Here is a 26,357-nt window from a genome sequence, read left to right as displayed (position 1 = left end):
TCAATCCGCCTCGGGCGCTGCGACGGTACCGGACATCGCATCGATCATCGCACCGTCCTTGTGCAGCATCAGCTTCCAGTGCCGCGACAGATCGGGCGATACGACGAATGTGAGAAAGAGGCTGCTGTCGGTGCTAACCTGGTCGAAATAGGTTCCCCCGGCGGCAGGGCGCGATTGTTCGGCTTGAGCGCGCAGGTCCGCGGCCATGCCCCGTTCGGGACATTCGGCAATATCGGTGCGGACGAATTCGGGCGCTTCGAGCGGTGTTTCGAGAGCGTCGCCCTGATCGAGCGTCCAGCGATACTCTCCATCCTGCCGCCGCTGCCAGACGGTGGTGAAATAGCCGGTCGATCCGTCGCTACGCTGCCATGCGCCCCGCGTCACCGCCAGCGAGCCATCGCAGCTCGACCATACGTGGTGGGGCTGCCATCGCACCGCTTGCGGCGGGTTCGCCTGCTCCTTCAGCCAGTCACGCGCAGTAACCGGCTCGGGCACGAACATCGCACCGCTTTCGTCGGCATATTCGCGAAAGGCGGTCCACTGCCCGTCCTCCTGCGCCGCGCGGGCAAAGGCGAGTTCGGTGGCCACAACCTTGGACGGATTTGCCGTCGGCTTGAGCATGCGCGCATAATTGCCGCGTGGCCCAGGCCCCGATGCGCAGGCGGCAAGGCCGAGGGCGAGCAGAGCGATCGCAAACCTCACAGCGCACCCTTCGGCAGGTCCAGACCCTCATTGCGATAGGCGGCGAACAGCGTGTTCCGGAGCAACACGGCGATCGTCATCGGCCCGACACCGCCGGGAACGGGGGTGATTGCCGCAGCGACGCGCTGTGCGTCGGCATAATCGACATCGCCGACAAGGCGCCCCTTCTCCGCACCCGGCTCGGGCGGGAGGCGGTTGATCCCGACATCGATCACCGTGGCACCGTCTTTCAGCCATTCGCCCTTGACCATTTCGGCCCGGCCCACGGCGGCGACCACGATATCCGCACGCTTGACCACGGCGGGCAGGTCCTTCGTGCGGCTGTGCGCGATGGTGACGGTCGCATTGGCATCGAGCAGCAGCTGCGCCATCGGTTTGCCGACGATGTTCGAGCGGCCGATCACGACTGCCTCGAGGCCCGAGAGATCGCCCAACCGTTCGGTCAGCAACATCATGCAGCCGAGCGGAGTGCATGGCACGAAGCCGCTTTGGCCGACGGCCAACCTGCCGGCGTTGGTCACATGGAAGCCATCGACGTCCTTGTCGGGGCTAATCGCAGCGATAACCGCCTGTTCGTCGAGGTGGTCGGGCAAGGGCAACTGTACGAGAATACCGTCGACTGCGGGATCGGTATTGAGCCCGTCGACCAGCGCCAGCAGATCAGCTTCAGAGGTATCCGCGGGCAGGCGATGCTCGAAGCTTTCCATATTGGCGGCGAGCGTCGCCTTGTTCTTGCTCCGCACGTAAACCTGGCTCGCGGGATCTTCGCCGACGAGCACCACGGCAAGGCCGGCCTTGCGCCCGGTCTCGCTCTCGAATCGCGTGGCCTGCTCACCCACCCGCTCGCGCAGCTTCGCGGCGAAGGCTTTCCCGTCGATCGCCTCGGCCGTCATCAGCTGTAGATCACATTACCGAGGACGATGAGAACGATGTTGAGCAGAATGATCAGCACCAGCGGCGAAAAGTCGATCGCGCCGGTATTGGGCAGGAGATTGCGGATCGGCCGCAACACGGGTTCGAGGAACCGGTTGATCGCCATATAGAAGCTGGAGAGAAACTCGTTCGACCGGTTCACGACGTTGAAGGCGAACAGCAGCCCGATGATGAACTGGATGATGATCAGCATCACCAGCACATTGGTGAGCATGGAGATGATCTGGTAAACGGTGCTGAGCGCCTGCATTGTCGGAGCGTTCCCTTGGCTTTGGTCTTAGGATGCGTCCTACAAGCGCAACACGCCCCGCGCCACCCCCGACCGACAGGTTACCGACCTTTCGCTACCAGCGTACCCGCCCCGCGCGCGGTGAAGAATTCGAGCAGCATCGCATGCGGCACGCGGCCGTCGAGCACGACAGCCGCTTCGCAGCCCGATTCCACCGCCTGCACGCATGTTTCGAGCTTGGGGATCATCCCGCCCGAGATCGTCCCGTCATCGCGCAGTCGCCAGATGTCGGCCGGGGTCAGGTCGGTGAGGAGATTGCCCTGCTTGTCGAGCACGCCCGACACGTCGGTCAGCAGCAACAGGCGGGCCGCACCCAGTGCGGCGGCGAGCGCGCCGGCCATGGTGTCGGCATTGATGTTGTAGGTATGCCCGTCTTCGCCCACGCCGATCGGCGCGACGACCGGGATCATGCCCGCACCGGTCACCGTCTCGATGATGGTGGTGTCGATCCGCGACGGCTCTCCGACGAAGCCCAGATCGAGTGCCTTCTCGATATTGCTGTCGGGGTCCTTCTGCGTGCGCTGCAGCTTGGTCGCCGTGACGAGGCCGCCATCCTTGCCTGAAATGCCGATGGCCTTGCCGCCCGCGCGAGCGATCGAGCCGACGATCGCCTTGTTGATCGCGCCCGACAGGACCATTTCCGCGACATCGGCGGTCTGCTTGTCGGTGACGCGCAGGCCGTCGACGAAGGTCGTCTCCACGCCCAGCTTTTCGAGCATGGCGCCGATCTGCGGGCCGCCGCCATGGACGACTACCGGATTGATGCCCACGGCCTTCAGCAGCACGACATCCTCGGCAAACTCGCGCGCAGCGCGTTCGTCACCCATGGCGTTGCCGCCATATTTCACCACGAAGCTCCGGCCCGCATAGCGCTGGAAATAGGGCAGCGCCTCGATCAGCGTTTCGGCCTTGGCGTGGATATCGGGTGCGTCGGTCATCGCGACGCGATTAGCCGCGCGGCGCGCGCGAGGCAAAGGAATACGCCCGCAAGGAAACTCGCCGATCAGATGAACGCGGGATAAACGGCAGATGAACGCGCTCGTCCCGACAAACAGGAAGAACCATCCGGCGCATTTACGGGAGCCAGCTTTCGGGCCGTTCGTATCGGAGTTCTTGAGGAATGTTATTAAGGTCTGAAATCATGAAACTTACTGCGATTGCTGCTGCCCTTCTCGTCACCACCGGCGCCACTGCCGCCACCGCTCAGGTCACCGAGCCCGCCAATGGCGCCGTCGACGCGACCACGGGTGCCACCGTCGAAACCGTGCCGCCGACCGGCACGACCGAAGAGGCGATCGACAGCATGGCCGACACGCCCGACAGCACCATGACGGAAAGCGAAGAAACGGTCGAAACCACTACCGACATGGCCGATGACACGACCGACACCGAAACTGAGGCCGAAGCCAGCGCCGAAGTCGACACTCCGGACGCCGATGCGGACGTCGAAACCGAAGCCGAGGTCGACGAGCCCGAGGGCTGAAGTCCCGACCTCGATCGGCCGGGGCAGGTGATCCCCTCCTAGCCCTGCCTTACGGCCGCACCGGGGGCGGCGGGTCCATCCCGCCGCCCCTTTTGCATGTCCGATCCCGCCCGGCGAACCGACAAGGTCGACGATTGTCCGCAGCCAGCAGACGCGCCCTCATCTGTGGCCTTTCGCGGACCGCTCGATCGGATTTTAGAAACTGTGACTTTCCCTCAGCTCCAGCCGATCTTGGCGCAGGCGCGGTCGAGCTGCGCGAGATGCTGGAGATGCGCGGAATGATCGGCTTTCCGCCGGATTGCGACGAAACGCCCGGCATCCATCACCACCTGCAACAGGCCGGAGTGGTAACGTGTCGCGGCATCGAGCCCTGTGGACTTGGCGGAGGACAGGTCGACCGGCTTGTGCCGCTTGCCCAGCGCCGCATCCCACGCCGCGGCAAAGCCCGCTGCGCCGGGCCGCTTGCGCAGGCGATAGGCGCTTTCACGGCCCATCGAAATCCGGCGGCACGCGGCCAGGACCGAGCGCGATTCGGCAAGACAGCCGATGAACTGCGCCTGGCGTTCATGCGTCCAGCCATCGCTGCGCGGGCTGAGAGGCACGGGATGGAATGCGGGGATACGCCGCCGGGTGACCGGCAAAGCGCGGGGTGGCGGGGGAGGATACTGCTTCATCCGGCAGGGTGGAGCAGGTTTCAGCGTTGTAGGAAAATGGATTTGGGAGGCAGTTCCCCGGACGCGCGAGGGCGTGCCCCCACCCGGTTTCCGGCTGACTAGCGCGCCTGCGCCAGTGCTACGGCGGATCGCGGTTCTTCCTCTGGATGGGGCGGGACGAGCGACGTCGACATGGCCGCCAGCGAGCCAACGCAGCACAGGCTAATGACCGCGCCGGTCCATAGCCGGGCCGTGAAGGAGGAGCGCCGCGTCCTGTGACGGAACAGCGTGCGGCCCGCCACCGCGCCGCCGATACCGCCGAAGATCACGAACAGGACCAGCACCGCTTCCGGAACCCGCCAGCCGCCCTTCGCGGCCAGGATCTTGTCGAGGCCGAGGACCAGCAACGTCGCGAGATTGATCGCGATCAGATAGCTTATCGCAAGCCCGAGCGACTGCATTCCAGACACCGCCGAATCCTCCCTTCGCAAGCAATGTCCTGCCTAAACCGAGTCGCGGCGGAGCGATTGGTGTTTTCCGCCATCGGCGCGTGGACGGACGGTCTTTGCGCTCGGACTCAGCCTGTCGAAAGAGGGAGGGAAGCGAGATTTTCCAAGGCAGAAAGGACGTTGATCATCGCAGGGTGGGCAATGATCGTCGTGCTCTGCGCCGCTTTATGACCGCGAGCTTTGTCAGACATTGTGGAAACCGGGCGACAACGGACAAGATCCGTTGCACGGGCACTTCAGTTGCTACGGACGCTCTTCCTCGGGATCGTCCGGTTCGGCGTATTCGGCATTCTCGCCATCTTCGAAACCTGCCGTATTCGGCGTTTCGCCCTCGGGGGCGGCAGCTTCGACGCCAGGAACCGCTTCCTCAATTTCCGGCCCGGTGATGTCGGAGCCAGTGTCGCCCAGTTCGGGTTCTTCGGCTGGCTCGGGCGCATCGCTGCTACAGGCGCAGATCGCGATCGGCAAAGCGATGGCGGCAACAAGCGAACGGGGTCGGAAACGCATGGCGAACTCCAGCAGCTTAGTTTGGGGTTGCTTCGGTAAATGCATACCGCAGGCGGGGGTTCCGAAACTAGGCCGTTACGACTGCTTATTGGAGAGCGCTCTCGAAAAGTCCGTTCAAGCCATGCTTGGCGAGAAAATTCAGCGCTACTCCGCCGCCACGCTCCCGCTGTCCGCATCGTCCCCGAACAGGCCCGGGCCGTCATCCTCGGCCTCTTCCTCGTTCGCGGCCTTGGCTTTCTTGCGCTTGTCGAAGCTCGACCACACGTCGTTCCAGTTGCCGCGGGTCGCGCCCTTCGAATATTCGGTGGCGCGGGTTTCGAAGAAGTTGGCGTGCTCCACCCCGTTCAGCAGCGGGGCGAGCCAGGGGAGCGGGTGATCGTCGATCATATAGATCGGCTGGAGGCCCAACTGGCCCAGCCGCCAGTCGGCGATATAGCGGATGTAGCGCTTGATCTCCTTGGCGGTCATGCCCGGCACAGGACCATCTTCGAAGGCGAGGTCGATGAAGGCATCTTCCAGCCGCACCGTTTTCTGGCACATGTCCATGATGTCTTCCTTGACCGATTTGGTCAGGCAATCGCGCTCCCGCACGAATTCGTGGAACAGGCGGGTGATGCCTTCGCAATGCAGGCTTTCGTCGCGGACCGACCAGCTGACGATCTGGCCCATGCCCTTCATCTTGTTGAAGCGCGGAAAGTTCATCAGCATGGCGAAGCTGGCGAAGAGCTGCAGCCCTTCGGTAAAGCCACCGAACATGGCCAGCGTGCGGGCGATATCCTCATCGCTGTCTACGCCGAATTCCTGCAGATAGTCGTGCTTGTCCTTCATTTCCTCGTATTCGAGGAACATGCCGTATTCGCTTTCGGGCATGCCGATGGTGTCGAGCAGGTGCGAATAAGCGGCGATGTGGACCGTTTCCATGTTGCTGAAGGCGGTCAGCATCATCTTGATCTCGGTCGGCTTGAACACGCGGCCATATTTATCGTGATAGCAATCCTGCACCTCGACATCGGCCTGGGTGAAGAAGCGGAAGATCTGCGTGAGCAGGTTGCGCTCATGCTCGGACAGCTTCTGCGCCCAGTCGCGGCAATCCTCGCCCAGCGGCACTTCTTCGGGCAGCCAGTGGACCTGCTGCTGACGCTTCCAGAACTCGTAGGCCCAAGGGTACTCGAAGGGCTTGTAGGTCTTGCGGGCTTCGAGCAACGACATCTTGTGGATCTCCGGTTTTCGCGTGAACGACTCATATAGTGAATCAGAGCGCGGATTCGAAGGCAAGAGGTATCGATTCGGCGGGGATAAGACCGGCAGAAATTGCGGTAAATATGCGACGAACCGCAGGAACCCGCGGGCTGGAGACCGGTTTCGATAAAAGACGGTCCTGTTGCCGGAGCCACCGGTCGGCAGGACAATCGCGGGGACAACGACATCGTTCGGTTTCCCCTTTTGCGGGCGATGTCCGCAACCCCAGGCGCCCTGCCCTTTCTGCGAGGGGTGGGGCGCCAATGATTCAGAGCCGGACAGGCGGGACGAAAGCCATCACTTCCTCTCGTTGAACGATGTCGACAAGATTGAACACAATCGCATCTATCTGAAGGAAGGCACGCGGATTCCCGAAGATCTCGGCACCAAGGCTGCGACAGAAAGCGCTTGACCACCACAGCAGCCCGAACTCCGTGCGGATTTAATCAGCCCCGCACCGACATTTCGGGTGCGGGGCTTGCGCATTCTTAATGGCTCCGAAATCGACGTAAGTCATTGCACGGCGGCGGTATTCGAGTAAGTACGCGCCCACGAATGGACCCGGCGCAAGATTTCGACCTCGCCAGAGCGGCGCATGCCGCGCTTGTCGGCAACCACCCGGTTTCGGCGTGGGACAAAGAGCTGCGCAATACAGTCGAGCAGGCTCTCGCGGAAACGCATCATCGCGAGGGACGCTTCGTCCTGCTCCTCACCCTCCCCGTTGCGGTACTCTCGCTGATTACAGATCTGCTGGTCGCACCCGGTCATCTGGGGGAAATCGCGGCGGTAAGGCTCGGGCTCGTCGTGCCGCTGGCGTCCGTCGCGCTGCTGCTGCCGCGCCAGATGCTGTGGCTGCAGAAGCTCTTGATCGCGTTTTCGCTGACGGGGTTTGCATTCAGCATGGCCTTTGCCAGCCTGTTCGTGCCCTCGCCCTCCGACGCGATGCTGGCCCTGGGCGTTGTAACGCTGCTGGCGCTGGCGCTCCCCGTTCTCCCTTTCCGGGGATGGGCGCTGATCGGCTTCGTCCTGCTCTATCTCAGCGTGATCGGCTCGTTCTTCCTCATGAACCGCGGCGATGTCATCCAGTCCAACGCGTTCATCGCGATCATGATTCTCGCCGCGGGAACGGCAACCGCCATCGCCCACCGCGTCCACTGGCTCGAACGACGCAACCTGCTGCTTACGATCGAGGCGGGGAGCAGAGCCGCCACGCTCGAAGGCAGCAATGCCCGCCTCATCGAACTGTCGATGGAAGATCCGCTGACCGGCCTCGCCAATCGTCGCCGGACCAAGACCGTGTTTGCCGAACACTACGCGAAAACGGCAACCGCGGGGCGGGGAGATACCGCGCTGTTCATGCTGGACCTGGATCATTTCAAGGCTTTCAACGATCGCTGGGGCCACCAGGCGGGCGATTCCTGCCTCCGCGCCGTGGCGGAAGTGATGCGGCACACCGCCAACCGTCATGGCGGGCTGGCCGCGCGCTTCGGCGGGGAGGAATTTGTCATCCTGCTGAATGCCGACGATGCGGCCCAGGCGCACGCGATCGCGGAAGACCTGCGCATCGCCATCGAACGGATCGAGATAGAGCACAATGCTGGCGCCTCCACCGCGACCTGCACCGCCAGCATCGGCATTGCCCTGCATCAAGGGCCGGATACGCCCGTGCTGGAAGAGATGCTGTCGCGCGCCGACAGCGCACTCTACCGCGCCAAGGCGGAGGGGCGAAACCGCTGTTCGGTGGCCGCTTAATGCCCGCTTCTCGGCCGCCGCCGCAAGCGGGCTAAATGGCAAACTTGGGCGAACAGCCAGCATAAGTTCGATGCCGCCAGTCCCGATGGAAGGCGGCCTCGATCTGGCAGAACTGGACTATAACGCGGCTACTGGCAGGCGAGGCATTCCTCGTAATCGGTCTGCTCGCCGCCGGCGGCCAGTTCGTATTTGGCGGCATCGGCGGTGTTGTCGGCTTCCACCCCGCCCGCAAAACCGGCGCGCTGCACGCTCTTGGACCGCAGGTAATAGAGCGACTTGATGCCCTTCTCCCATGCCTGGAAGTGCAGCATCATCAGGTCCCACTTGTCGACATCGGCCGGGATGAACAGGTTCAGCGACTGCGCCTGGTCGATATAGGGCGCACGGTCGGCAGCGAATTCTAGCAGCCAGCGCTGGTCGATTTCGAAGCTGGTCTTGAACGCGGCCTTTTCTTCCGGCGTCAGGAAATCGAGATGCTGGACGCTGCCGCCCCGCTCGAGAATCGAGTTCCAGATATTGGTCGAATTCTTGCTCTTCTTGTCGAGAATCTTTTCCAGATACGGGTTCTTGACGATGAACGAGCCCGACAGCGTCTTGTGCGTGTAGATATTGGCCGGGATGGGTTCGATGCAGGCGCTGGTGCCGCCACAGATGATGCTGATCGAGGCGGTCGGCGCGATCGCCATCTTGCAGCTGAAGCGTTCCATGGCGCCGGTTTCTTCCGCGTCGGGGCAGGCACCGCGTTCCTGGGCGAGCACGAGCGAGGCTTCCTCCGCCTTGCCGCTGATGTGCTTGAACATCTTGAGGTTCCACACCTTGGCCATCGGGCTTTCGAAGCCGATACCCTTGCTCTGCAGGAAGGAGTGGAAGCCCATCACGCCCATGCCGACGCTGCGTTCGCGCATGGCAGAATATTTGGCGCGGGCCATCTCGTCGGGCGCGCGGTCGATATAGTCCTGCAGCACATTATCGAGGAAGCGCATGACGTCCTCGATGAACTGCTTGTCGCCGTTCCACTCGTCCCACTTTTCCAGGTTGAGCGAGGACAGGCAACATACTGCGGTGCGATCGTTGCCGAGGTGGTCGATCCCGGTCGGCAGGGTGATTTCGGCGCACAGATTCGAGGTCGAGACCTTGAGGCCGAGTTCGCGGTGATGCTTGGGCATCATCCGGTTCACCGTGTCGGAGAAGACGATATAGGGCTCGCCCGTGGCGAGACGGGTTTCGACCAGCTTCTGGAAGAGGCTGCGCGCATCGACCGTCTTGCGGACTGAACCGTCGCGCGGGGAAACGAGGTCGAATTCCTCGCCATTGCGCACCGCTTCCATGAAGGCATCGGTCACCAGCACGCCGTGGTGCAGGTTCAGCGCCTTGCGGTTGAAATCGCCCGAGGGTTTGCGGATTTCGAGGAATTCCTCGATCTCCGGATGGGTGATGTCGATATAGCAGGCGGCCGAACCGCGCCGTAGCGAACCCTGACTGATCGCGAGCGTCAGGCTGTCCATCACGCGCACGAAGGGAATGATGCCGCTGGTCTTGCCGTTCAGGCCGACCGGTTCGCCGATGCCGCGAACATTGCCCCAGTAGGTGCCGATGCCGCCGCCCTTGGATGCGAGCCAGACGTTCTCGTTCCAGGTGTTGACGATCCCGTCGAGACTGTCGCTGACCGAGTTGAGGTAGCAACTGATCGGCAGGCCGCGCGTGGTGCCGCCATTCGACAGCACGGGCGTGGCCGGCATGAACCAGAGGTTCGAGATATAGTCGTAAAGCCGCTGCGCGTGCTCCTGGTCGTCGGCGAAATAGTCGGCGACGCGGGCGAACAGATCCTGATATTGTTCGCCCGGAAGAAGATAGCGATCGGTCAGTGTTTCCTTGCCGAATTCGGTCAGCAGGGCATCGCGGCTCTCGTCGATCCGCACGTCGAAGCGGCGATCGAGCACCTTCTTGCTATCGTCCTTGCCGGCCTTGGCTGCTTCCGCCGCGGCAGTCGCCACTGCGCCCGCCAGCACTTCGCCGGCCGCTTCCTGGACCAGCGCTTCGCTGCCCTTGTCAGACTTGTCCATGGCGACTGCTTTCTTCTTCTTTATGGGCTCGTCGACGGTGTCCTGCGTATCCAGATCCAATGCCATCGCCGTATCGTCCCCGCTCTTGAAATCCATCATCTGCCCCGCCGTTTGAGTGCTGCGCACGCTCCCTTCCGGGATGCGCACGTTCCGCTTGTGTTCGAGTCGGCGGGACCGTCCCCCGCCTAGCAATTTTATGCCGCTCCGGGGCGAAAACTTATCCCCCTTGTTCCCACAGGCCCGGCGCAAAAGCAGGTCCTCTCCCATATGGGGAGCACGCTGCAGATAGCTAGGTCTTGTGGGTACCCCCGGTATCCCGACCACTAGATAGTGAATCAGGCGGGACTCCGGCGCAAGACCGTAAATGAGTTTTTAATGTTCGATCAGGGCTGGTAGGCCGGGTGTCCTATCCCGGTCAAACGCCGCGACGCGTGGATCAAGCTGGACTTAGCGGAGACGCAAGCCCGAAAATGAATCCGTGAAAAAAAAACATGCGGGCAAAAATCATCGTGCCGGCTTGAGATTCATTCGAATCCACGCACGCAATTTTGGAATCGAAAATGCCTGTCCGCAGGCTACCAGACGCGACTCCGGCGCTGCCGCACACCCGCCCGCAGCGCGGGGACGCGACAACGCCGAAGAACCTGGCCGGGCGGCTCGGGCCTAGCTTTCCTTGCGGGGTGCCGGGGTGAAGGCAAGAACGGCGCGCTCACCGGGATCGGCGAGGCGCTTCACTTCCAGCTTGGCCAGTTGGGCGGCCAGTTCGGCATGCGATTTCATGCTGTTCGCAACGATGATGTTGGCCTGGTAGCTCTGCCCGGGGATGCCGGTATGCGGGAGAGGGGCGTTGCGACCAAGCCGGGACACGGCATGGCGCGCCAGCCGGTCGACGCCGAAATTGCCCGACTTGCGATAGATTTCGACATTTATGGGCAAGCCGTCCGCTCCGCGCTCGAAACGCACGATTGCCACGCCCTCGCCAAGCGGCTGGGTGCGTGGCGTGTAGGCTGCAGCAAGTTTGCGGTCGAGATCGCGCGATACCGCCTCCACGGCGGCTGCCTCCGCCGAGACGAAGATGTCTTGCGATGCCGCGGGAGCCGAGAACGCCAGCAGAGTGCCGGCAAGGAAAATATAGGGGGTCTTCATCGGATCATCCTTTCCAACTCAAAAAGATGATCGGCCGCAGTTTCGTGACGCACATCCCGCTCGGGCGGGCGGCAATCCCTTGATTCACGATCGTTGGTCGATCGGGACCCGTTGGCGTCTGCGGTTGCCGAAAGTCCTGCCCAGCACGGTACGCACCGGCCACACCATGTCAAACCGGCCAGCCAGAGACCGCCAAACGACCCGCCGTGCAATTTCATGAGACCGGGGAGAGATAATGGATGGAATAGCTGTTTGGTAATTCCGGCAACGAGCAACAAACAAATAGCAGCGCGAAAGCGACTCACGTCTGGAGGGCGCCACCGGTAATTTTCCGTTCGTCCCGCCGTCGAACGACAGATGTCATTGGTCGATCAATTGGGCTGGGTGGACGGCTTGCCCGGTCACGCATCGACGTTCTAGACGGCGTGAGGGGAACCAGACGATGCTCGACCGCTTCATCGAATTGCTCGACCGTCACCAGCGCGCGATCACCATCTGTGCGGCATTGTGGTTCTGGGCCAGCACGGCTGTCTATGCGCGCTTCGTCGCCCTGCCCGATATGCCGCAGGCGGTTAAGGACGGCTTCTTTTGGGCCTCCGTCGCGGCCAATGCAGGCTGGTGGGGTTTCCTGCGGCCGAAGATCGAAAGCCGGCGGAAGGAACTGGCTGCTCCCGAGAACGAGGAAGACTAGTCGACGCTCGCCCTGGCATGCGCAGCAATGGCATCGGCGATGTCGTCGACCAGTTCCAGCGGCAGGTCATGCCCCCAGCCGGGTATGGTCTTCAGCTTCGCCCCGGGAATACAGGCTGCCGTATCTCTACCGCCCTCGCAGGGGACCAGCGGATCGTCCTCGCCATGCAGCACGAGCGTGGGCACCGCGATGTCTTTCAGCATCTTGCGCCGGTCGCCATCGGCCACAATCGCCGAAAGGTGCCGGGTCGGGCCTTCGGGATAGAAGCTGCGGCGAACGCCCGCGCGGGTTCGCTCGCGCAAACGCACCTCCTCGGCCGGATAGCCGGGCGAGCCGATCGTGCGCGCGAGCATCATCCCGTGTTCGACCAAGATTTCCTCATCCGTGCTGGCCGGCCTCGTAATCAGGGCCTTCATCGCTTCGGGCCGGGCGGGTGGCAGTTTGGGATTGCCTGTCGTCGAGAAAACGGAGGTCAGCGAAAGGCATTTCCCGGCGTGGCGCGAGGCGAAGTGCTGGGCGATCATGCCGCCCATGCTGGCGCCGACGATATGCGCCTTGTCGATCCCGAGCGCGTCGAGCAGGCCGGCCCCGTCATCGGCCATGTCGGCAAGCGTATAGGGTACTTTCGGTGTGAGGCCGATCTTTGACAACAGGGTCATCTTGATCAGGCCGGGAGCCTTGATACCGTCGAATTTGTGGCTGAGGCCGATATCGCGATTGTCGTAACGGATCACCCTGAAGCCGCGATCCACGAGCGCTTCGACCAGTTCGTCCGGCCACAGGGTAAGCTGCGCGGCGAAACCCATTATCAGCAGCATCGCCGGGCCTGCCTTGTCGCCATGTTCCTCGTAATGGATTTCGATCCCGTTCGCGGTAACCTTAGGCACTTGACGATCCCCCCGTTCCAAACTGCCGGAACTTCACCCGATTTGCGCGGAATTGTCCATTGCGTAGCCTCCCAGCGGATCGCGGGGTTTTCCACCGCCCATTAACCAAAGTTGTGCGCCGTTGTCGCTTCGCTACAATACGAGTTAGCAATTTTCATGGTGGTTTGTGGTATAGAGATCCGATCCTTTGGGGGCATAGGGATGGAAAAGCGTAAGAGCGAGCGCGCCAAGACCAACGACGAAGTGCTGTTCTCTGTCGATGAAACGGCAATGCGGGGCAGAATGCTGAACCTGTCGCGCGACGGCTGCATGATTTCCGGTGGCGGCGCGCATCCGGCGACCGGCAACGCGGTTACCGTCACTTTGCTCGAAGGCGTCGCCGTTTCGGGCGAGATCGCATGGGTCGATGGCGACGAGATCGGTGTCCGCTTTCACCGCAAGCTGGGCGAGGCCACCGTCAAGTATTTCCTCCTGAACACCATCAAGTATACGCATGACGAGGGACCGAGTGACCGGTTCGGCAGAGGGCTTCCACCGATGCGGCCGGATCCCGGGCTCACCGACTAGTTTCTCTCTAGGGCACGAGAACCGTATCGTGACTGGTCCCATCGGTTTTCGGATAGTCGAGCGTGTAATGCAGCCCGCGGCTTTCGTGCCGCTTCAGCGCACTTCGCACGATCAGGTCGGCGCATGCGAGCAGGTTCCTGAGCTCGATGAGATCGGTAGTCACCCGGAAGTGACCGTAGTAATCCTCAACCTCCTCGCGTAGTAGACGAATACGGTGAGCGGCGCGCTCCAAACGCTTGGTGGTGCGCACGATGCCGACATAATTCCACATGAAGCGGCGGATTTCTGTCCAGTTCTGCTTGATCACGACCTCTTCGTCGGAATCGGTCACGCGGCTTTCGTCCCACGGCAGGATGTCCGGCGGATCGTCGAGCCGGTCCCAGCATTCGAGTATGTCCCTGGCCGCCGCCTCGCCGAAGACGAAGCATTCCAGCAAGCTGTTCGAAGCGAGTCGATTGGCCCCATGCAGACCGCTTTCGGTGCATTCTCCGGCCGCCCATAGCCCCGGCAGATCGGTTCTGGCGTCGAGCCCGATCTTTATACCGCCACAGGTGTAGTGCTGCGCCGGGACCACGGGGATCGGGTCTGTCGTAATGTCTATCCCGAGCCCGAGAAGCTTTTCGTGGATCGTGGGGAAATGGGATCTCACGAATTCGGGTGGCTGGTGACTGATGTCGAGATGGACGTAGTCGAGGCCGAACCGCTTGATCTCGGAATCGTTGGCTCGCGCTACGATGTCGCGCGGTGCCAGTTCCATCCGTTCCGGATCGTAGAATTCCATGTAGCGCTTGCCAGTGCGGGGATTGATCAGATGACCGCCCTCGCCGCGCAACGCTTCGGTAATCAGGAAATTCTTGACCTCGAGATTGTACAGGCAGGTCGGGTGGAACTGCATCATCTCCATATTGGAGACGCGTGCGCCCGCGCGCCACGCCATCGCGATCCCGTCGCCCGTCGCGCCCCGAGGCGCGGTACTGAACAGGTAAACGCGGCCGGCACCGCCTGCTGCCAACACCGTTGCGCGGGCGACATGTGCCACCACCTTGCCGCTTGCCTCGTCCAGCGCATAGGCCCCCCAAACGCGGCCCGAACCCGAATAGTCGGCCTGATTGCGGCCGGTAACGAGATCGATGCAACTCTGCCCCGGCAGCAGGGTGATGTTCGGGTTCTCTTCCGCGGCCTTGAGCAAGGCGGCCTGGACAGCCCAGCCGGTCGCGTCGTTCACATGGACGATCCGGCGATGCGAATGCCCCCCTTCCCGGGTGAGATGAAGGTCGCCCTCTTCGCGATTGAATGGCACGCCCAGTTCGCACAGCCTGTCGATCGAAGAAGGCGCGCGCTCGATCACGAATTCCACCGTTTCCCGATCGTTGAGGCCCGCACCGGCAATCATCGTATCGCGAATGTGGTTCTCGAACGTGTCTCCGGTGTCGAGCACCGCCGCAATCCCACCCTGCGCCCAGGCCGTCGAGCCGCTGTCCAGCCGTCCTTTGGCGAGCACCAGCACTTTCTTGGTCTGGGCCAGCGCTAGAGCAGCGGTAAGGCCGGCCGCCCCGGAACCGATGACGAGGACGTCGTGGGAAGTGTTTGTCATGCGCGCGTCATGGCTGTCCACGATGCGGCCGGCAAGAAAAACAGGTTTGGCCAAAACGATCGGCGAATCATTCCCACTCACCGACTGCCCCGGATCCAGAACTCGCGGCACACCAGCAACGATTCGGCGCAGCGGGGTTAACGTCAAACTGCTGTCGCATTAATGCGCGAATCCAGCGGGGGCATTCAACACGGAACGCAGAGGGTCGCTAATGGGATTGGGACGTATCGCCTGCGCTGTCGGGAAGCACAGCGTGGATCGCACGAATGTAAAGCGCGCGGCGGGACAACAGGTCGGGCGCTGCCGCAATTGCAAGGCACCGATGGAAGAAATCGAGCCGCATCACTGGGGCCTGCAGCGGGTCAAGGATGCCGGTCTGGGGCCCCGCGCCTTCATGTAGCCGAGCCGGAGGGTTCACCCCGCTCCCGTCAACTGGACGAACACATCCTCCAGATCCGCCTCGCGCGTGGTCACGTCCTCTATCGCATAGCCATGGCTCTGAACGATGGCGAGCACCTGACCCGCGCTAGCCTTGTCGCGGTCGTAGGTGATTTCCAGCCGGCGCGGCTCGATGACCTCCGCCCTGGTAAATGCCTCTTCCATGATCGGTCCGCCGAGGTCCTTGTCCACCGTGACCGAGACGATCTTCTCCCGCGCCATGCCGACGAGATCGCGGGTCGGCTTGTCGGCAATCAGCTCGCCATGATTGATGATGGCAATCCGATCGCATAATTGCTCCGCTTCCTCGAGGTAGTGCGTGGTCAGCACCACCGTCACGCCCTGATCGTTCAGTTCGGTGACCAGTTCCCAGAGTTGGCGACGCAACTCGACGTCGACGCCGGCAGTCGGTTCGTCCAGAACCAGAACCGGCGGCGAATGCACCATTGCCTTGGCGATCAGCAGACGGCGCTTCATTCCGCCCGACAGCGTACGGGCATAGGCATCGCGCTTGTCCCATAGATGGACTGCCTTGAGCAGCTCCTCGCTACGCCGTTCGGCTTTCGGGATGCCGTAGAAGCCAGCCTGGTTCTCCAGCACTTCGAAGGGAGTGAAGAACGGGTCGAAAACGATCTCCTGCGGCACGATCCCGATCGAACGTTTGGCATTGCGCGGGTTGTCGCCGATGTCGAAACCCCAGATTTCCGCACTGCCGCCCGTCTTGCGCACCAGTCCCGCAAGTATGTTGATGAGAGTCGACTTGCCCGCGCCGTTGGGGCCCAGCAGGCCGAAAATACCGCCCTGGGGTACATCGAAGCTGACACCCTTGAGTGCGAGCTTTGGCGGTTCGCCCGGACCGGGCGAGGCATATTCCTTGACGAGATTGTCGATACGGATGGCGGCGGGCGTGGTCATGCCGCGTGACCTAGGTGCAGTACGGGTGAGCCACAAGCGGCGAATCCTTGCGCAGGCGCAAAGCACATATTATCGGCGCTGATCATGAGCCTGCCTCCTCCCGAAATATCCAAAGTCGACACTCGCAGCGTGTGGTGCGACGGTGCAACCGACATCCGCACGGGCAAGAACTACAAGCCCGCGGCGCTTGGCCACCCCAAGGTCTATCTCGAGATAGACCATCACGGCTATGTCGATTGCGGTTATTGCGACCGGCGCTTCGTCCTGATCGGCGGCCCTGCCGACGGTGTGGATCAGTCGCAGCTGATGGATATCTCCGAGGGCGGCGACCCGGGGCACCCGTAACAGGCTGCCGGGCGAGAGCCGCAGTCGCTATCGGCCTGGTACCAATTCCGGCATGTCCCGGCTTTCGCTGGCCCGACGGAATACCTAGATAGGGTGGTATGACGCCAGAGACAGACCCGCACGCCCTTCTCTACAACCAACTCGATCCCGAGGAAGCTAAGGCGCTGACCGCGCGCCTGCTCGCGCCGTGCGACGATGGCGAGCTTTATCTGCAGTTCATGGCGACAGAAAGCTTCGCCTTCGATGATGGACGCCTGAAAACGGTGGACTACAGCCGCGATTCGGGTTTCGGCCTGCGCGGCGTATCGGGCGAAACCACCGGTTTCGCCCACGCCAACGAAATCAGCGCTTCGGCCATCGCCAGAGCGGGCGAAACGTTGCAGCTGCTCGAGGCGACCCGGTCCTCTCACGCCGCACCGCCCGAGCGGACCAACCGCCATCTCTACACCGATGCCAGTCCGCTCGACCTCGTGACCTTCGCCGAGAAAGTCGCGTTGCTCGAGAAGATCGACGCGGTCGCGCGGGCGAAAGATCCGCGCGTTGCGCAGGTGACCGCCGGACTGTCTGCGAGCTGGAGCGCCATCGACATCATCCGCGCCGATGGTTTCACCGCGCGCGACATTCGCCCGCTGGTCCGCCTCAATGTCCAGATCGTTGCCGAAGCGAACGGCCGGCGCGAAACGGGTAGCTTCGGTTTCGGCGGCAGATACCTCTATGACGACCTGTTCGATGAAGGCCGCTGGATGCGCGCGGTCGACGAGGCGGTGCGGCAGGCACTGGTCAATCTCGATAGTGTCGAGGCGCCGGCCGGTGAGAAAACTGTCCTGCTCGGCCCGGGGTGGCCCGGCGTATTGCTGCATGAAGCCGTCGGCCACGGGCTGGAAGGTGATTTCAACCGCAAGGGCACCAGCGCCTTTTCGGGCCGGATCGGCGAACGCGTCGCCGCGCCCGGCGTTACCGTGATCGACGACGGCAGCATCGCCAACCGCCGCGGCTCGCTCAGCATCGACGACGAGGGCACACCGACGCGCGAAACCGTGCTGATCGAAGACGGCATCCTCAAGGGCTATATGCAGGATCGCCTCAATGCCCGATTGATGGGCGTCGAGGCCACCGGCAACGGGCGTCGCCAGTCCTATGAACACGCGCCCATGCCGCGCATGACCAACACCTTCATGCAAAACGGGAGCGACGATCCCGAAGAGCTGCTGAGTCGCGTGGATGATGGCATTTACGCGACCAGTTTCGGCGGCGGACAGGTCGATATCGTATCCGGCAAGTTCGTCTTCGCCTGTACCGAGGCCTACAAGGTCGAAAAGGGCAAGGTCGTGGCGCCGATCAAGGGTGCGACGCTGATCGGCGATGGACCGACCGTGCTCACCAAGGTGCGCGGCATCGGCAATGACATGGCGCTGGACGAAGGCATCGGCATGTGCGGCAAGGGCGGACAGAGCGTGCCGGCAGGCGTAGGTCAGCCAACCCTGCTGATCGACGGCATCACGGTGGGCGGCACCGCATAACTCATCGCAGATTCAGGCGTTCTAGTGTACTATCGCATTTCTGATAGGAGACTCGCCATGCTCAAGCCTATTGCATTCGCCACTGCCGCACTCGCTTTGCTGGCCGCGCCAGTGCAGGCCGAAGAGCCGACCGAGCCGACGCGCGGTGAAACGGAACTCGCGAAACTGCTCGAAGGGCGTGTAGCCGGCGAACCGCAAAGCTGTATCAATACCTATGGCAGCAGACCACTGAACCAGATCGATGGGACAGCGATCACGTATCGCGCGGGCGATACCATCTGGGTCAACTATACGCGGAACCCGGACAGTATCGACGAAGACGAGATCATGGTCATCAAGCGCTTTTCCGGTTCCAACCTGTGCCGGACCGATCATATCGACCTGGTAAGCCGTACCGGCGGCTTTCTGACCGGCGTGATCTTCCTCGACGAATTCGTTCCCTACAAGCGGACCGACAGCGAGGGCTGACACACCCTCCGCCAGGTCAGGGCGTCTCTGGTAACGTGTCGCTGGCGCGGCGCGTGATCGCGCGGCCGGCGAACACTCCAAGCAAGGCAAAGACTGGCAGCATCAGACCGGGATCGGGCAATTCGAGACCGAAAAGGGTGCTTGCCACTCGTGCAAGGGCCGTGAGGCCTAGCATAGTCGCGACGCCGACAACCAGAAGGCCGAAAGCGTTGGCGACCGTCCCATTCGCCCTGTCGCCCAGAATGGCCCTGTCGTTCATTGCCGCCAACAAGAACATGGCGACCAGAGGGAGCAACACCCCATTGAAGGCCTGAGCGGCGAGGATTGCCGGGGCGGGCCTGACATCCGCGAGACCGAAGCCGAGGCCGATCAGCAGAACCGACGCCCAGACCGCGCGAAAACGCCAGCCACCGGCCTGCCAAAGCGGATCCTCTGCCGATCCGAACAACCCGCGCGCTGTCAGCGCTGCAGCGAGAGGCGCGGTAACGGCGGACGAAATACCCGCTGCCAACAAGCCGACTCCGAAGGCCACCCTAGCCCAGTCCCCAAGCCGTTCCGCCAGCGTATCGCCGAGAGCTTCGAACGAGAACTCTCCCGCGATCGCCGTACCGACCACGAGAATCGCCGCGGTTATCGTCACTCCCAGACCGACAGAGACCGACAACCCAAGCCGCATTTCTTCCAGTTGCTGTCCTCGGGCCAGAGCCGCGCCGAGGAACAGATTGTAAGGCACCACGGTGGTTCCTACGAGGGCGAGTACGGCGAGCAGCGCAGCAGGATCGTCCGCAAATCCCGGCATGGGAACAAGCCCTGCCAGCAGCGGCCCCACAGCGGGCGTCAGCGAAACCGCGACCAGCAGAAAGCCCGCGCCCATCAGCGCCACGAAGACCGCCATCAGTCTTGCGACGCCTTGCGGAGAGCCAGAGTACAGGAGCGCCGCCGCGGCCAGCGCCAAAACGGGAGTCACCGTCTCCCGCGGGAGATCCACTGCCAGCATCGCTCCCGCAGCGCCGCCGAGAATATTGCCCGCTTCATAGGCCGCACAGCCCAGCAGAATCGCCCCGCCGACCAGCAGCATGGTCGCGATGCGGGCAAAGCCGGTCGGATAGCGACCGCGCAGCACACTCGCGAGATCATCGCCGGTTGCAACTGCCAGTCGCCCGGCAAATTCCTGAAGAGTGAAGGTGGCGATACCGGAAAACAGGATGGCCCACAGCAAGGCCGGACCGGTACTCGCGCCCGCGCTGGCCGCTGCCGTGACGGTGCCCGGCCCAATAAACGCCGCAGCTATTGCGGACCACAACAGGATCGAGCCAATGCGCTTCATTATCGCCCCTTGTGGCGCAAGCACGCGCGCGCTTCAATCAGTCGCGCTTGGAGCCGGTTTCGCACAATGCCTGCGCCGGGCAGGCCCCGCAATCGGGCGCTGACGGGCGGCACCAAGTCTGGCCGAGCTTCTTCATCAGCAAATGATGTTCGTCGTAATCGGCACCGGACCATTCGTCCGGCATGACCGGCATGATCGCGTCGAAAGCGCGCGCGGTGCTGGCCTTCGTGGGAACCATACCCATACGCTGGAGAATGCGCCGATGATGACTGTCGAGCACGATCGCGCGGCGGTCGAGCGTGCTGGCATTCATCACTCCCGCAGCAATCTTGCGCCCGATGCCGGGGAGTAGCTCTAGCCAGTCCATCGCCGCAGCCGTTTCCATTTCCGCAAGGTGCGAAAGATCCACCGAACCGCGCAGTTCGATCAAAGCGGAGAGGCTCGCCTTCAGCCGCTCCGCCGCGATGTTGGGGTAAGTCTGCGTTGCAAGCTCGTTCTGCAGTTCATCGAACGGTGCCCCTGCCACCGCTTCCCAGCTTCCCCAGCGCTTCAGCAGCCTGTCGGTCGCTGCATTCGATATCTCGGATTTCGTGCGCGCCCCGATCACGCCCTGCACCAGCACCCATTCAGGCTCGCGCCACTCCGCAGCGGCACGTTCGATCCGTCCGAAGCGCTGGACCAGCAATGCCTGCAGTCGCCGCAGAACCTCGGTGCGTGGATCGGGACCTAGCGGGAGTTCCAAATCACTCCCACTCGATCGTACCTGGCGGCTTGGAGGTGTAGTCGTAAACCACGCGGTTGATGCCCTGCACTTCGTTGATGATGCGGGTCGCCACGCGGCTGAGGAAGGCGCTGTCGAAGGGATAGATGTCGGCGGTCATGCCATCGGTGCTGGTCACCGCGCGCAAGCCGCACACGCTGTCATAAGTGCGGCCGTCGCCCATCACACCCACGGTCTTGACCGGGAGTAGCACCGCGAAGGCCTGCCAGATCGCATCGTACAGCCCTGCGTTGCGAATCTCCTCGAGGTAGATCGCATCGGCCTTGCGCAGAATATCGCAGCGCTCCTTCGTTACCTCGCCGGGAATACGGATCGCAAGGCCGGGGCCGGGGAAGGGGTGACGTCCAACGAATATCTCCGGCAAGCCGAGTTCGCGGCCCAGTTCGCGGACCTCGTCCTTGAACAGTTCGCGCAGTGGCTCAACCAGCTTCATGTTCATCCGCTCGGGCAGGCCACCGACATTGTGGTGGCTCTTGATCGTGACGCTCGGCCCACCGGTAAAGCTGACGCTTTCGATGACGTCTGGATACAGCGTGCCCTGCGCGAGGAAATCGGCTCCGCCGATCTTCATGGCTTCGGCTTCGAACAGGTCGATAAAGGCCCCGCCGATGAACTTGCGCTTCTTCTCGGGATCGGTCTGGCCGGCCAAGCCACCGAGAAACTTTTCCTCCGCATTCACATGGACCAGCGGGATATTGTAGTGGTCGCGGAACAGTGAGACGACCTGCTCGGCCTCGTTCATGCGCATCAGGCCGTGATCGACGAACACGCACGTCAGCTGATCTCCGATCGCCTCGTGAATGAGCACCGCGGCGACCGCGCTATCGACCCCGCCGGACAGGCCGCAGATGACCTTGCCGTCACCCACCTGCGCGCGAATTTCCTCGATCTTGGTCTTGCGGAACTCGGCCATCGTCCAGTCGCCCGCGAGACCACAGACATGACGCACGAAATTGGCGAGCAGCTTTCCGCCATCGGGGGTGTGAACCACCTCGGGATGGAACTGGGTACCGTAATATTTGCGCTCTTCGTCGGCGATGACGGCGAACGGCGCACCGTCGGACGTCGCGACGATACTGAAGCCCGGCGCGAATTTGGTAACCTTGTCGCCGTGGCTCATCCAGACCTGATGACGCTCGCCCGTCTTCCACAGCCCGTCGAACAGCGCGCAATCCTCGGTCACGGTCAGATAGGCGCGGCCGAATTCGCCGCCCTCGCCGGTCTCGTGTCCGGGGCGAACTTCACCGCCAAGCTGCGCGCTCATCACCTGTTGGCCGTAGCAAATGCCGAGGACGGACAGACCGCTGTCGAACAGAACCTGCGGCGCCCGGGGGCTGCCTTCGTCGCACACACTCGCGGGTGAGCCGGACAGGATGATCCCCTTGGGCTGCAAGCGATGGAAGGCTTCCTCCGCCTGAGTGAACGGCGCAATTTCGGAATAGACCCCGGCTTCGCGCACGCGGCGTGCGATGAGCTGCGTGACCTGGCTGCCGAAATCGACGATGAGGATGGAATCGGGGAGATGCTCTGGCTGCATGGCGACCCGTTAGGAGCAGCGTGGCGTTCCTGTCCAGCCAATGCATGACCGGGAACCATCATGCCCGCCCCGAATCCGGGCCACAGCCATGAGTTGCATGAATCGCAACGACTTTCGAGGTTTTATCACTTTCGTTCGCAAGCGCGAAAGATTATAACTAATTCTGCAGCCGGGTAGCGATCCCTGAAGATCCTTTCCCGGACAAGATACAGAAGCGACGGCACCCCAAGCAACCGCGTTTCTGGCCTTCCTTGCCAGTAGCCGCCGGCCACGAGCCGACCGCACAGGTGAGGCGATATGGCAGCGAGTAGAGACGCGGCCGCCGACATTCCTCTCCCTCCCCCCAAGAAGTTGGCGCCGCGTCTCGAACGTGCTGGGCTTAGCTGGCCTCGCCGGTCATCGTATCCATCTCGACCCATCCGGTCGGATCTGCTCCGGCGAAGTCCAGTTTGCACCAATCGATCCCCTTGGCACAGGAGACTATCGTACCGGCCGAACCAGGTTCGTGTCGCCCGAGTACGCGCGCCGTGTTCTTGTCGGGCTCCGAATAGATCGGAAGGGCGACCGCGGTGCGGTTGTAATAGGTTACGTCGGGCGAATACCGATTGCTCCAATCCGGGTCTTCGGACCAACTTGCCTGCCTTTCCGTTTTGCCGAGCGGCGGACTGCTCGCCGCATCGATTGCCATGCTTTCTCCGGTTGCGAGGCTCGTTTCGGTGGGCCCTGCTGCTTCCGGAGCGGCTATCGCCTGGTCGCCGTTGGCGTCGTTCCGCGGTTCCTGCTCGCTACATGCGACGAGGATTATGGTCGCCGCGAGAGCGAAAAAAGTGGGTCTGATTGTCATCGGATCAAATCTCGTCCTGGTTTGTCTGAACCCCTTAAAGCGCCCTGTCACTACACGGTTCCAGGCGTACACCTTCAGGGAGATGTTGTGCTTGCTCCACACGACGAACGGAGCGCCTATTCCGGCAGTCCTCGCCGGCCAGCCTCCTCACGTAGTTCCGTCTTCAAAAGTTTGCCGATGTGGCTGCGTGGCATTTCTTCGATCATATGCAATTGCGTCAGCCGCTGGGTCTTGCCCAACCTGGCATTAACCTCCTGACGGATCGTTTCAGTGGCACGCGCACCCTCGCCCAATCGCACGAAGCCCACCGGAGTCTCTCCCCATCTGCGCGACGGCACACCGATCACCGCAGCCTCCAGCACATCACCTTGCTCGAGCAGAGCGTTCTCAAGATCGACAGGGTAGATGTTGAACCCACCCGATATGATCATGTCTTTGGCTCGGCCGACCAGCTCGACGAAGCCTTCGGCATCGATGCGTCCGATATCGCCCATGCGCTGCCATACATCGCCGGTTTCGGGGTCGGTCCAATAGCCTTCCTGCGTCTTGCCAGGCTGGTTCTTGTAACCGAGCATCATCGTCTGGCTTCGGCCGATAAGGTTGCCTGCCTCGCCGGCGGCAACCGGCTTGTCCTCGTCGTCGAGCACTTTCAGTTCGCTACCCGGCGCAGGGCGACCGACAGTGTGCAGCTTGTCGGGAAACTTGTGCGCCTCCAGCAGGCAGACGACCCCGCCTTCGGTCATCGAATAGATTTCGATCAGGGCACCGGGCATGCGATCGAGTACCTCACGCTTCAGATCCGCCGAAAAAGGGGCAGAGGTGCAATATTTAAGCTGCAGCGCGGACAGGTCGAACTCGTCGAAGCGCGGCTCTTGCATCAGGCGGCTGTATTGCACCGGAACAAGCATCGTCGCGGTCGTTCGATCTTGTTGCGCTGATTCCAGCCAGCGCAGAACGTCGAACTTGCGCATGACGCGGACCGTTCCGCCCGCGAGCAGGGGCGGCAGGAAGGCGACCATGGTGGTGTTCGAATATAGCGGCGTCGAGGCGAGCGTGCGCACCGGCAGCCCGGCTTCGAGCCAGCTCGATGCGGTCGCAGCGAATTGCCGCCAACGCATCTGGTGAGAATGGACGATGCCCTTGGGCACTCCCGTCGTGCCGCTCGAATAGATGATGTTGAAGGGATCGCTCGGCTGCGGATCGAACGCCGGTGCCTTGGTGCCATGCGGCGCCATCCAGCGATCCAACTCCTCGTCCAGCAAAATGCGCGCCATGCCCGGAAAGCATTCATCGCCCAGCTCGACGAGTTTCGCGCGATCGATGAAGATATGCCTGGCGCCCGAGTCACTCGCCATACCTGCCAGTTGCTCTGCGCTGGCACTGGTCGTCAGCGGCGCAGCGACCCCGCCTGCCCGCACCGCAGCTAGAAACACCAGTGCATAAGGGATAGAAGAATATCCAAGGATCGCGACCGACTGCCCCCGCTCCAGCCCATCTTCGACCAATCGCGCGGCAATCCGCTCGACCAGATCGCCCAGTTCGGCCCAGGTGACCTCGCTCGCATCGTCTCGCATGGCGAACCTGTTGCTCTGCGCGGCTGCATTTTCCGCGATGATTTGCGGAAAGCTGCCGAAAGGTTCGGACAGTTTAGCGACGATCTGCGTATCTCCCATCGGCGCACACTATCGCAGGCCGCGCGCCTGTCCAGCCACCCAGCCGCTGCGACGCGAAAAGATCCAGATAATGCGTAGCGCCATCGCCCGCGCGACGACAGATCGCATCAGCATTCGATCACATTGACCGCCAGCCCGCCCTGGCTGGTTTCCTTGTATTTGTTGCTCATATCGAGCCCGGTCTGGCGCATCGTCTCGATCACCTGGTCGAGAGAGACGAGGCTTTCCGCGCCCGTCCGGTGAAGCGCCAGACGCGCGGCGTTGACTGCCTTGACCGCGCCGATTGCGTTGCGCTCGATGCAGGGCACCTGGACCAGCCCGCCAACCGGATCGCAGGTCAGGCCAAGATTGTGCTCCATGCCGATCTCCGCTGCAGAGGCCACTTGCACCGGCGACGCACCCCACAATGCAGCGAGGCCCCCCGCCGCCATGGAGCAGGCAACGCCGACCTCGCCCTGACAACCCATCTCCGCACCCGAGATGCTGGCGCGTTGCTTGTAGAGCAGGCCAATCGCGCCCGCCGTCAGCAGGAAGGTACGGCGCCTGTCCGTGCAGGGCGTCTCTTCGTGCGAAACGCAATAGAACCGGATGACCGCTGGAATGATGCCCGCCGCCCCATTGGTCGGCGCGGTAACCACCCGACCTCCGGCGGCATTTTCCTCGTTCACCGCCATCGCGTAGCAATTGAGCCAGTCGAACAATTGCTCGCGTTCATTGGATTGCGGGTTGGCCGACAGCTTATCCCACAGATCGGGCGCACGTCGTACAACCTTCAACCCGCCAGGCAATATGCCGCGTTGCGTCAGGCCGCGATCGATGCATTGGTCCATCGCTCTGGCAATTCGGTCGATGCCTTCGAGCGTTTTTTCGCGCGGGCGGAACGCGTCTTCATTGGCGAGAACGAGGCCGGCAATGGAGAGCTCTGTCGTTTCGCAGGCGGCCAGCAGTTCCGCTGCCGAACCGAAATCGTGCGCGACCAGGGTGCCCGTGTTGATTCTGTCGCCCGCTGGTTTGCGCTTTAACTGCGCCGCAGATGCCACGAACCCGCCGCCGGTGGAGTAGTAGGTCCTCCCGGAGAGTCTCTCGCCAGCGGCATCGAACGCTGTCAGCTTCATTCCATTGGGGTGCAACTCGGGGATGATATGCCCGGCCAGATCGATGTCAGCCGCGGGATCGAAGGCGATCTCCCGCTCGCCGCCGAGCTTGAGCCGCTTCTCCGTGCCGACCCGACGAAGCGCCGCAGCCGCGTCGTCGGGGCAGGTGGCGTCGGGCGCGAAACCCATCAGCCCGAGAATGCTCGCATCTAGAGTACCATGGCCGATCCCGGTCAGCGCCAGCGAGCCTTGCAACTCCACCGCGACGCGTGCCGTCCTGTCCAGTTTCCCGGAACTCCTCAGCGACCGCACAAAAGAACGCGCGATCCGCATCGGACCTACCGTATGCGAAGAAGAAGGTCCGATTCCGATCCGGAAGATGTCGAGTACCGAAAGCATG

General features: G+C 62.5%; 27 protein-coding genes. 8 read left to right on the top strand and 19 right to left on the bottom strand.

The window, feature by feature from the left end:
* From K3174_RS05300 to argB, 4 genes are all read right to left on the bottom strand, one after another.
* Positions 1 to 702: a Cif family virulence factor gene (locus K3174_RS05300; RefSeq protein WP_221556395.1), complete on the bottom strand. Its 702-nt coding sequence runs from the start codon at positions 700 to 702 to the stop codon at positions 1 to 3.
* Entirely contained in the window at positions 699 to 1,595 is an 897-nt protein-coding gene (gene folD / locus K3174_RS05295; RefSeq protein ID WP_221556393.1) for a bifunctional methylenetetrahydrofolate dehydrogenase/methenyltetrahydrofolate cyclohydrolase FolD, read from the bottom strand. Before folD ends, K3174_RS05300 begins: the two co-directional genes overlap by 4 nt.
* On the bottom strand, positions 1,595 to 1,885 hold the full coding sequence (locus tag K3174_RS05290; RefSeq protein ID WP_221556391.1) for a YggT family protein: 291 nt from the start codon (positions 1,883 to 1,885) through the stop codon (positions 1,595 to 1,597). Before K3174_RS05290 ends, folD begins: the two co-directional genes overlap by 1 nt.
* A gap of 80 nt (positions 1,886 to 1,965) precedes the next feature.
* Positions 1,966 to 2,862 (bottom strand): acetylglutamate kinase, encoded by an 897-nt coding sequence (argB, locus tag K3174_RS05285; protein ID WP_221556389.1) that lies wholly within the window; start codon positions 2,860 to 2,862, stop codon positions 1,966 to 1,968.
* 203 nt (positions 2,863 to 3,065) lie between these two features.
* Between argB and K3174_RS05280 the strand changes: the two genes are divergently transcribed.
* Positions 3,066 to 3,407 carry a hypothetical protein gene (locus K3174_RS05280; RefSeq protein WP_221556372.1) on the top strand — a complete coding sequence of 114 codons (342 nt, stop codon included), beginning with the start codon at positions 3,066 to 3,068 and terminating at the stop codon, positions 3,405 to 3,407.
* A gap of 215 nt (positions 3,408 to 3,622) precedes the next feature.
* Here K3174_RS05280 and K3174_RS05275 read toward each other — a convergent pair whose 3' ends face one another.
* From K3174_RS05275 to K3174_RS05260, 4 genes are all read right to left on the bottom strand, one after another.
* Positions 3,623 to 4,081 (bottom strand): hypothetical protein, encoded by a 459-nt coding sequence (locus K3174_RS05275; protein ID WP_221556370.1) that lies wholly within the window; start codon positions 4,079 to 4,081, stop codon positions 3,623 to 3,625.
* Positions 4,082 to 4,179: 98 nt separating this feature from the next.
* Complete coding sequence (locus K3174_RS05270; RefSeq protein WP_247711934.1) at positions 4,180 to 4,521, bottom strand: DUF1294 domain-containing protein; 342 nt, start codon at positions 4,519 to 4,521, stop codon at positions 4,180 to 4,182.
* A 291-nt stretch (positions 4,522 to 4,812) separates the two neighbouring features.
* Complete coding sequence (locus K3174_RS05265; protein ID WP_221556359.1) at positions 4,813 to 5,076, bottom strand: hypothetical protein; 264 nt, start codon at positions 5,074 to 5,076, stop codon at positions 4,813 to 4,815.
* Positions 5,077 to 5,220: 144 nt separating this feature from the next.
* Positions 5,221 to 6,285 carry a ribonucleotide-diphosphate reductase subunit beta gene (locus K3174_RS05260; RefSeq protein ID WP_221556357.1) on the bottom strand — a complete coding sequence of 355 codons (1,065 nt, stop codon included), beginning with the start codon at positions 6,283 to 6,285 and terminating at the stop codon, positions 5,221 to 5,223.
* 585 nt (positions 6,286 to 6,870) lie between these two features.
* Between K3174_RS05260 and K3174_RS05255 the strand changes: the two genes are divergently transcribed.
* Complete coding sequence (locus K3174_RS05255; protein ID WP_221556355.1) at positions 6,871 to 8,067, top strand: GGDEF domain-containing protein; 1,197 nt, start codon at positions 6,871 to 6,873, stop codon at positions 8,065 to 8,067.
* A 128-nt stretch (positions 8,068 to 8,195) separates the two neighbouring features.
* On the opposite strand, the gene K3174_RS05250 is transcribed toward K3174_RS05255, so the two are convergent.
* Both K3174_RS05250 and K3174_RS05245 read right to left on the bottom strand, forming a co-directional pair.
* Positions 8,196 to 10,226 (bottom strand): ribonucleoside-diphosphate reductase subunit alpha, encoded by a 2,031-nt coding sequence (locus tag K3174_RS05250; protein WP_221556616.1) that lies wholly within the window; start codon positions 10,224 to 10,226, stop codon positions 8,196 to 8,198.
* 567 nt (positions 10,227 to 10,793) lie between these two features.
* The gene (locus tag K3174_RS05245) at positions 10,794 to 11,276 is read right to left on the bottom strand and encodes an energy transducer TonB family protein (RefSeq protein ID WP_221556353.1); all 483 of its coding nucleotides are present in this window, start codon (positions 11,274 to 11,276) and stop codon (positions 10,794 to 10,796) included.
* Between the two features lie 442 nt (positions 11,277 to 11,718).
* On the opposite strand from K3174_RS05245, the gene K3174_RS05240 reads away from it, so the two are divergent.
* The gene (locus K3174_RS05240) at positions 11,719 to 11,967 is read left to right on the top strand and encodes a hypothetical protein (RefSeq protein ID WP_221556351.1); all 249 of its coding nucleotides are present in this window, start codon (positions 11,719 to 11,721) and stop codon (positions 11,965 to 11,967) included.
* Here K3174_RS05240 and K3174_RS05235 read toward each other — a convergent pair.
* Positions 11,964 to 12,854 (bottom strand): alpha/beta fold hydrolase, encoded by an 891-nt coding sequence (locus K3174_RS05235; RefSeq protein ID WP_345719587.1) that lies wholly within the window; start codon positions 12,852 to 12,854, stop codon positions 11,964 to 11,966. The two genes, K3174_RS05240 and K3174_RS05235, sit on opposite strands and share 4 nt — an antisense overlap.
* Before the next feature lie 201 nt (positions 12,855 to 13,055).
* On the opposite strand from K3174_RS05235, the gene K3174_RS05230 reads away from it, so the two are divergent.
* Positions 13,056 to 13,421 (top strand): PilZ domain-containing protein, encoded by a 366-nt coding sequence (locus K3174_RS05230; protein WP_221556350.1) that lies wholly within the window; start codon positions 13,056 to 13,058, stop codon positions 13,419 to 13,421.
* 7 nt (positions 13,422 to 13,428) lie between these two features.
* Here the strand turns inward: K3174_RS05230 and nadB are convergent, their stop codons facing one another.
* Positions 13,429 to 15,015 carry an L-aspartate oxidase gene (gene nadB / locus K3174_RS05225; RefSeq protein WP_221556348.1) on the bottom strand — a complete coding sequence of 529 codons (1,587 nt, stop codon included), beginning with the start codon at positions 15,013 to 15,015 and terminating at the stop codon, positions 13,429 to 13,431.
* 253 nt (positions 15,016 to 15,268) lie between these two features.
* Between nadB and K3174_RS05220 the strand changes: the two genes are divergently transcribed.
* Complete coding sequence (locus K3174_RS05220) at positions 15,269 to 15,415, top strand: hypothetical protein (RefSeq protein WP_221556346.1); 147 nt, start codon at positions 15,269 to 15,271, stop codon at positions 15,413 to 15,415.
* Positions 15,416 to 15,429: 14 nt separating this feature from the next.
* Here the strand turns inward: K3174_RS05220 and K3174_RS05215 are convergent, their stop codons facing one another.
* Positions 15,430 to 16,368: an ABC transporter ATP-binding protein gene (locus tag K3174_RS05215; protein ID WP_221556344.1), complete on the bottom strand. Its 939-nt coding sequence runs from the start codon at positions 16,366 to 16,368 to the stop codon at positions 15,430 to 15,432.
* An 84-nt stretch (positions 16,369 to 16,452) separates the two neighbouring features.
* Here K3174_RS05215 and K3174_RS05210 point away from each other — a divergent pair, with 84 nt between their 5' ends.
* The 3 genes from K3174_RS05210 (at position 16,453) to K3174_RS05200 (ending at position 18,701) form a co-directional block, all read left to right on the top strand.
* Complete coding sequence (locus K3174_RS05210; protein ID WP_221556342.1) at positions 16,453 to 16,713, top strand: zinc-finger domain-containing protein; 261 nt, start codon at positions 16,453 to 16,455, stop codon at positions 16,711 to 16,713.
* A gap of 98 nt (positions 16,714 to 16,811) precedes the next feature.
* Complete coding sequence (gene tldD / locus K3174_RS05205; protein WP_221556340.1) at positions 16,812 to 18,233, top strand: metalloprotease TldD; 1,422 nt, start codon at positions 16,812 to 16,814, stop codon at positions 18,231 to 18,233.
* 57 nt (positions 18,234 to 18,290) lie between these two features.
* Positions 18,291 to 18,701 carry a hypothetical protein gene (locus tag K3174_RS05200; RefSeq protein ID WP_221556338.1) on the top strand — a complete coding sequence of 137 codons (411 nt, stop codon included), beginning with the start codon at positions 18,291 to 18,293 and terminating at the stop codon, positions 18,699 to 18,701.
* A gap of 16 nt (positions 18,702 to 18,717) precedes the next feature.
* Here K3174_RS05200 and K3174_RS05195 read toward each other — a convergent pair whose 3' ends face one another.
* From K3174_RS05195 to K3174_RS05170, 6 genes are all read right to left on the bottom strand, one after another.
* On the bottom strand, positions 18,718 to 20,028 hold the full coding sequence (locus K3174_RS05195) for an NRAMP family divalent metal transporter (RefSeq protein WP_221556336.1): 1,311 nt from the start codon (positions 20,026 to 20,028) through the stop codon (positions 18,718 to 18,720).
* Between the two features lie 37 nt (positions 20,029 to 20,065).
* Positions 20,066 to 20,770, bottom strand: a complete 705-nt coding sequence (locus tag K3174_RS05190) for an endonuclease III domain-containing protein (RefSeq protein WP_221556334.1) — start codon at positions 20,768 to 20,770, stop codon at positions 20,066 to 20,068.
* A gap of 1 nt (position 20,771) precedes the next feature.
* Positions 20,772 to 22,346 (bottom strand): glutamine-hydrolyzing GMP synthase, encoded by a 1,575-nt coding sequence (guaA, locus tag K3174_RS05185; RefSeq protein ID WP_221556332.1) that lies wholly within the window; start codon positions 22,344 to 22,346, stop codon positions 20,772 to 20,774.
* A 379-nt stretch (positions 22,347 to 22,725) separates the two neighbouring features.
* The gene (locus K3174_RS05180; protein ID WP_221556330.1) at positions 22,726 to 23,190 is read right to left on the bottom strand and encodes a hypothetical protein; all 465 of its coding nucleotides are present in this window, start codon (positions 23,188 to 23,190) and stop codon (positions 22,726 to 22,728) included.
* 116 nt (positions 23,191 to 23,306) lie between these two features.
* A complete protein-coding gene (locus K3174_RS05175) occupies positions 23,307 to 24,863 on the bottom strand; it encodes a class I adenylate-forming enzyme family protein (RefSeq protein WP_221556328.1) in 1,557 nt (518 codons plus the stop codon).
* Between the two features lie 107 nt (positions 24,864 to 24,970).
* Entirely contained in the window at positions 24,971 to 26,356 is a 1,386-nt protein-coding gene (locus K3174_RS05170) for an L-serine ammonia-lyase (protein WP_221556326.1), read from the bottom strand.
* Position 26,357: the final 1 nt, after the last annotated feature.

This window comes from Qipengyuania qiaonensis (assembly GCF_019711515.1).
In the GTDB taxonomy this organism is placed as follows: domain Bacteria; phylum Pseudomonadota; class Alphaproteobacteria; order Sphingomonadales; family Sphingomonadaceae; genus Qipengyuania; species Qipengyuania qiaonensis.
Note: the sequence above shows the minus strand (reverse complement) of the source record. Positions and strands in the feature narration are given on the sequence as shown.

Bases quoted from the DNA above. Each gene is read 5' to 3' on its own strand.
- folD (WP_221556393.1), bottom strand. From the start codon at position 1,595: ATGACGGCCGAGGCGATCGACGGGAAAGCCTTCGCCGCGAAGCTGCGC.
- K3174_RS05290 (WP_221556391.1), bottom strand. From the start codon at position 1,885: ATGCAGGCGCTCAGCACCGTTTACCAGATCATCTCCATGCTCACCAAT.
- argB (WP_221556389.1), bottom strand. From the start codon at position 2,862: ATGACCGACGCACCCGATATCCACGCCAAGGCCGAAACGCTGATCGAG.
- K3174_RS05280 (WP_221556372.1), top strand. From the start codon at position 3,066: ATGAAACTTACTGCGATTGCTGCTGCCCTTCTCGTCACCACCGGCGCC.
- K3174_RS05275 (WP_221556370.1), bottom strand. From the start codon at position 4,081: ATGAAGCAGTATCCTCCCCCGCCACCCCGCGCTTTGCCGGTCACCCGG.
- K3174_RS05270 (WP_247711934.1), bottom strand. From the start codon at position 4,521: ATGCAGTCGCTCGGGCTTGCGATAAGCTATCTGATCGCGATCAATCTC.
- K3174_RS05265 (WP_221556359.1), bottom strand. From the start codon at position 5,076: ATGCGTTTCCGACCCCGTTCGCTTGTTGCCGCCATCGCTTTGCCGATC.
- K3174_RS05260 (WP_221556357.1), bottom strand. From the start codon at position 6,285: ATGTCGTTGCTCGAAGCCCGCAAGACCTACAAGCCCTTCGAGTACCCT.
- K3174_RS05255 (WP_221556355.1), top strand. From the start codon at position 6,871: ATGGACCCGGCGCAAGATTTCGACCTCGCCAGAGCGGCGCATGCCGCG.
- K3174_RS05250 (WP_221556616.1), bottom strand. From the start codon at position 10,226: ATGGATTTCAAGAGCGGGGACGATACGGCGATGGCATTGGATCTGGAT.
- K3174_RS05245 (WP_221556353.1), bottom strand. From the start codon at position 11,276: ATGAAGACCCCCTATATTTTCCTTGCCGGCACTCTGCTGGCGTTCTCG.
- K3174_RS05240 (WP_221556351.1), top strand. From the start codon at position 11,719: ATGCTCGACCGCTTCATCGAATTGCTCGACCGTCACCAGCGCGCGATC.
- K3174_RS05230 (WP_221556350.1), top strand. From the start codon at position 13,056: ATGGAAAAGCGTAAGAGCGAGCGCGCCAAGACCAACGACGAAGTGCTG.
- nadB (WP_221556348.1), bottom strand. From the start codon at position 15,015: ATGACAAACACTTCCCACGACGTCCTCGTCATCGGTTCCGGGGCGGCC.
- K3174_RS05215 (WP_221556344.1), bottom strand. From the start codon at position 16,368: ATGACCACGCCCGCCGCCATCCGTATCGACAATCTCGTCAAGGAATAT.
- K3174_RS05210 (WP_221556342.1), top strand. From the start codon at position 16,453: ATGAGCCTGCCTCCTCCCGAAATATCCAAAGTCGACACTCGCAGCGTG.
- tldD (WP_221556340.1), top strand. From the start codon at position 16,812: ATGACGCCAGAGACAGACCCGCACGCCCTTCTCTACAACCAACTCGAT.
- K3174_RS05200 (WP_221556338.1), top strand. From the start codon at position 18,291: ATGCTCAAGCCTATTGCATTCGCCACTGCCGCACTCGCTTTGCTGGCC.
- K3174_RS05195 (WP_221556336.1), bottom strand. From the start codon at position 20,028: ATGAAGCGCATTGGCTCGATCCTGTTGTGGTCCGCAATAGCTGCGGCG.
- guaA (WP_221556332.1), bottom strand. From the start codon at position 22,346: ATGCAGCCAGAGCATCTCCCCGATTCCATCCTCATCGTCGATTTCGGC.
- K3174_RS05180 (WP_221556330.1), bottom strand. From the start codon at position 23,190: ATGACAATCAGACCCACTTTTTTCGCTCTCGCGGCGACCATAATCCTC.
- K3174_RS05175 (WP_221556328.1), bottom strand. From the start codon at position 24,863: ATGGGAGATACGCAGATCGTCGCTAAACTGTCCGAACCTTTCGGCAGC.
- K3174_RS05170 (WP_221556326.1), bottom strand. From the start codon at position 26,356: ATGCTTTCGGTACTCGACATCTTCCGGATCGGAATCGGACCTTCTTCT.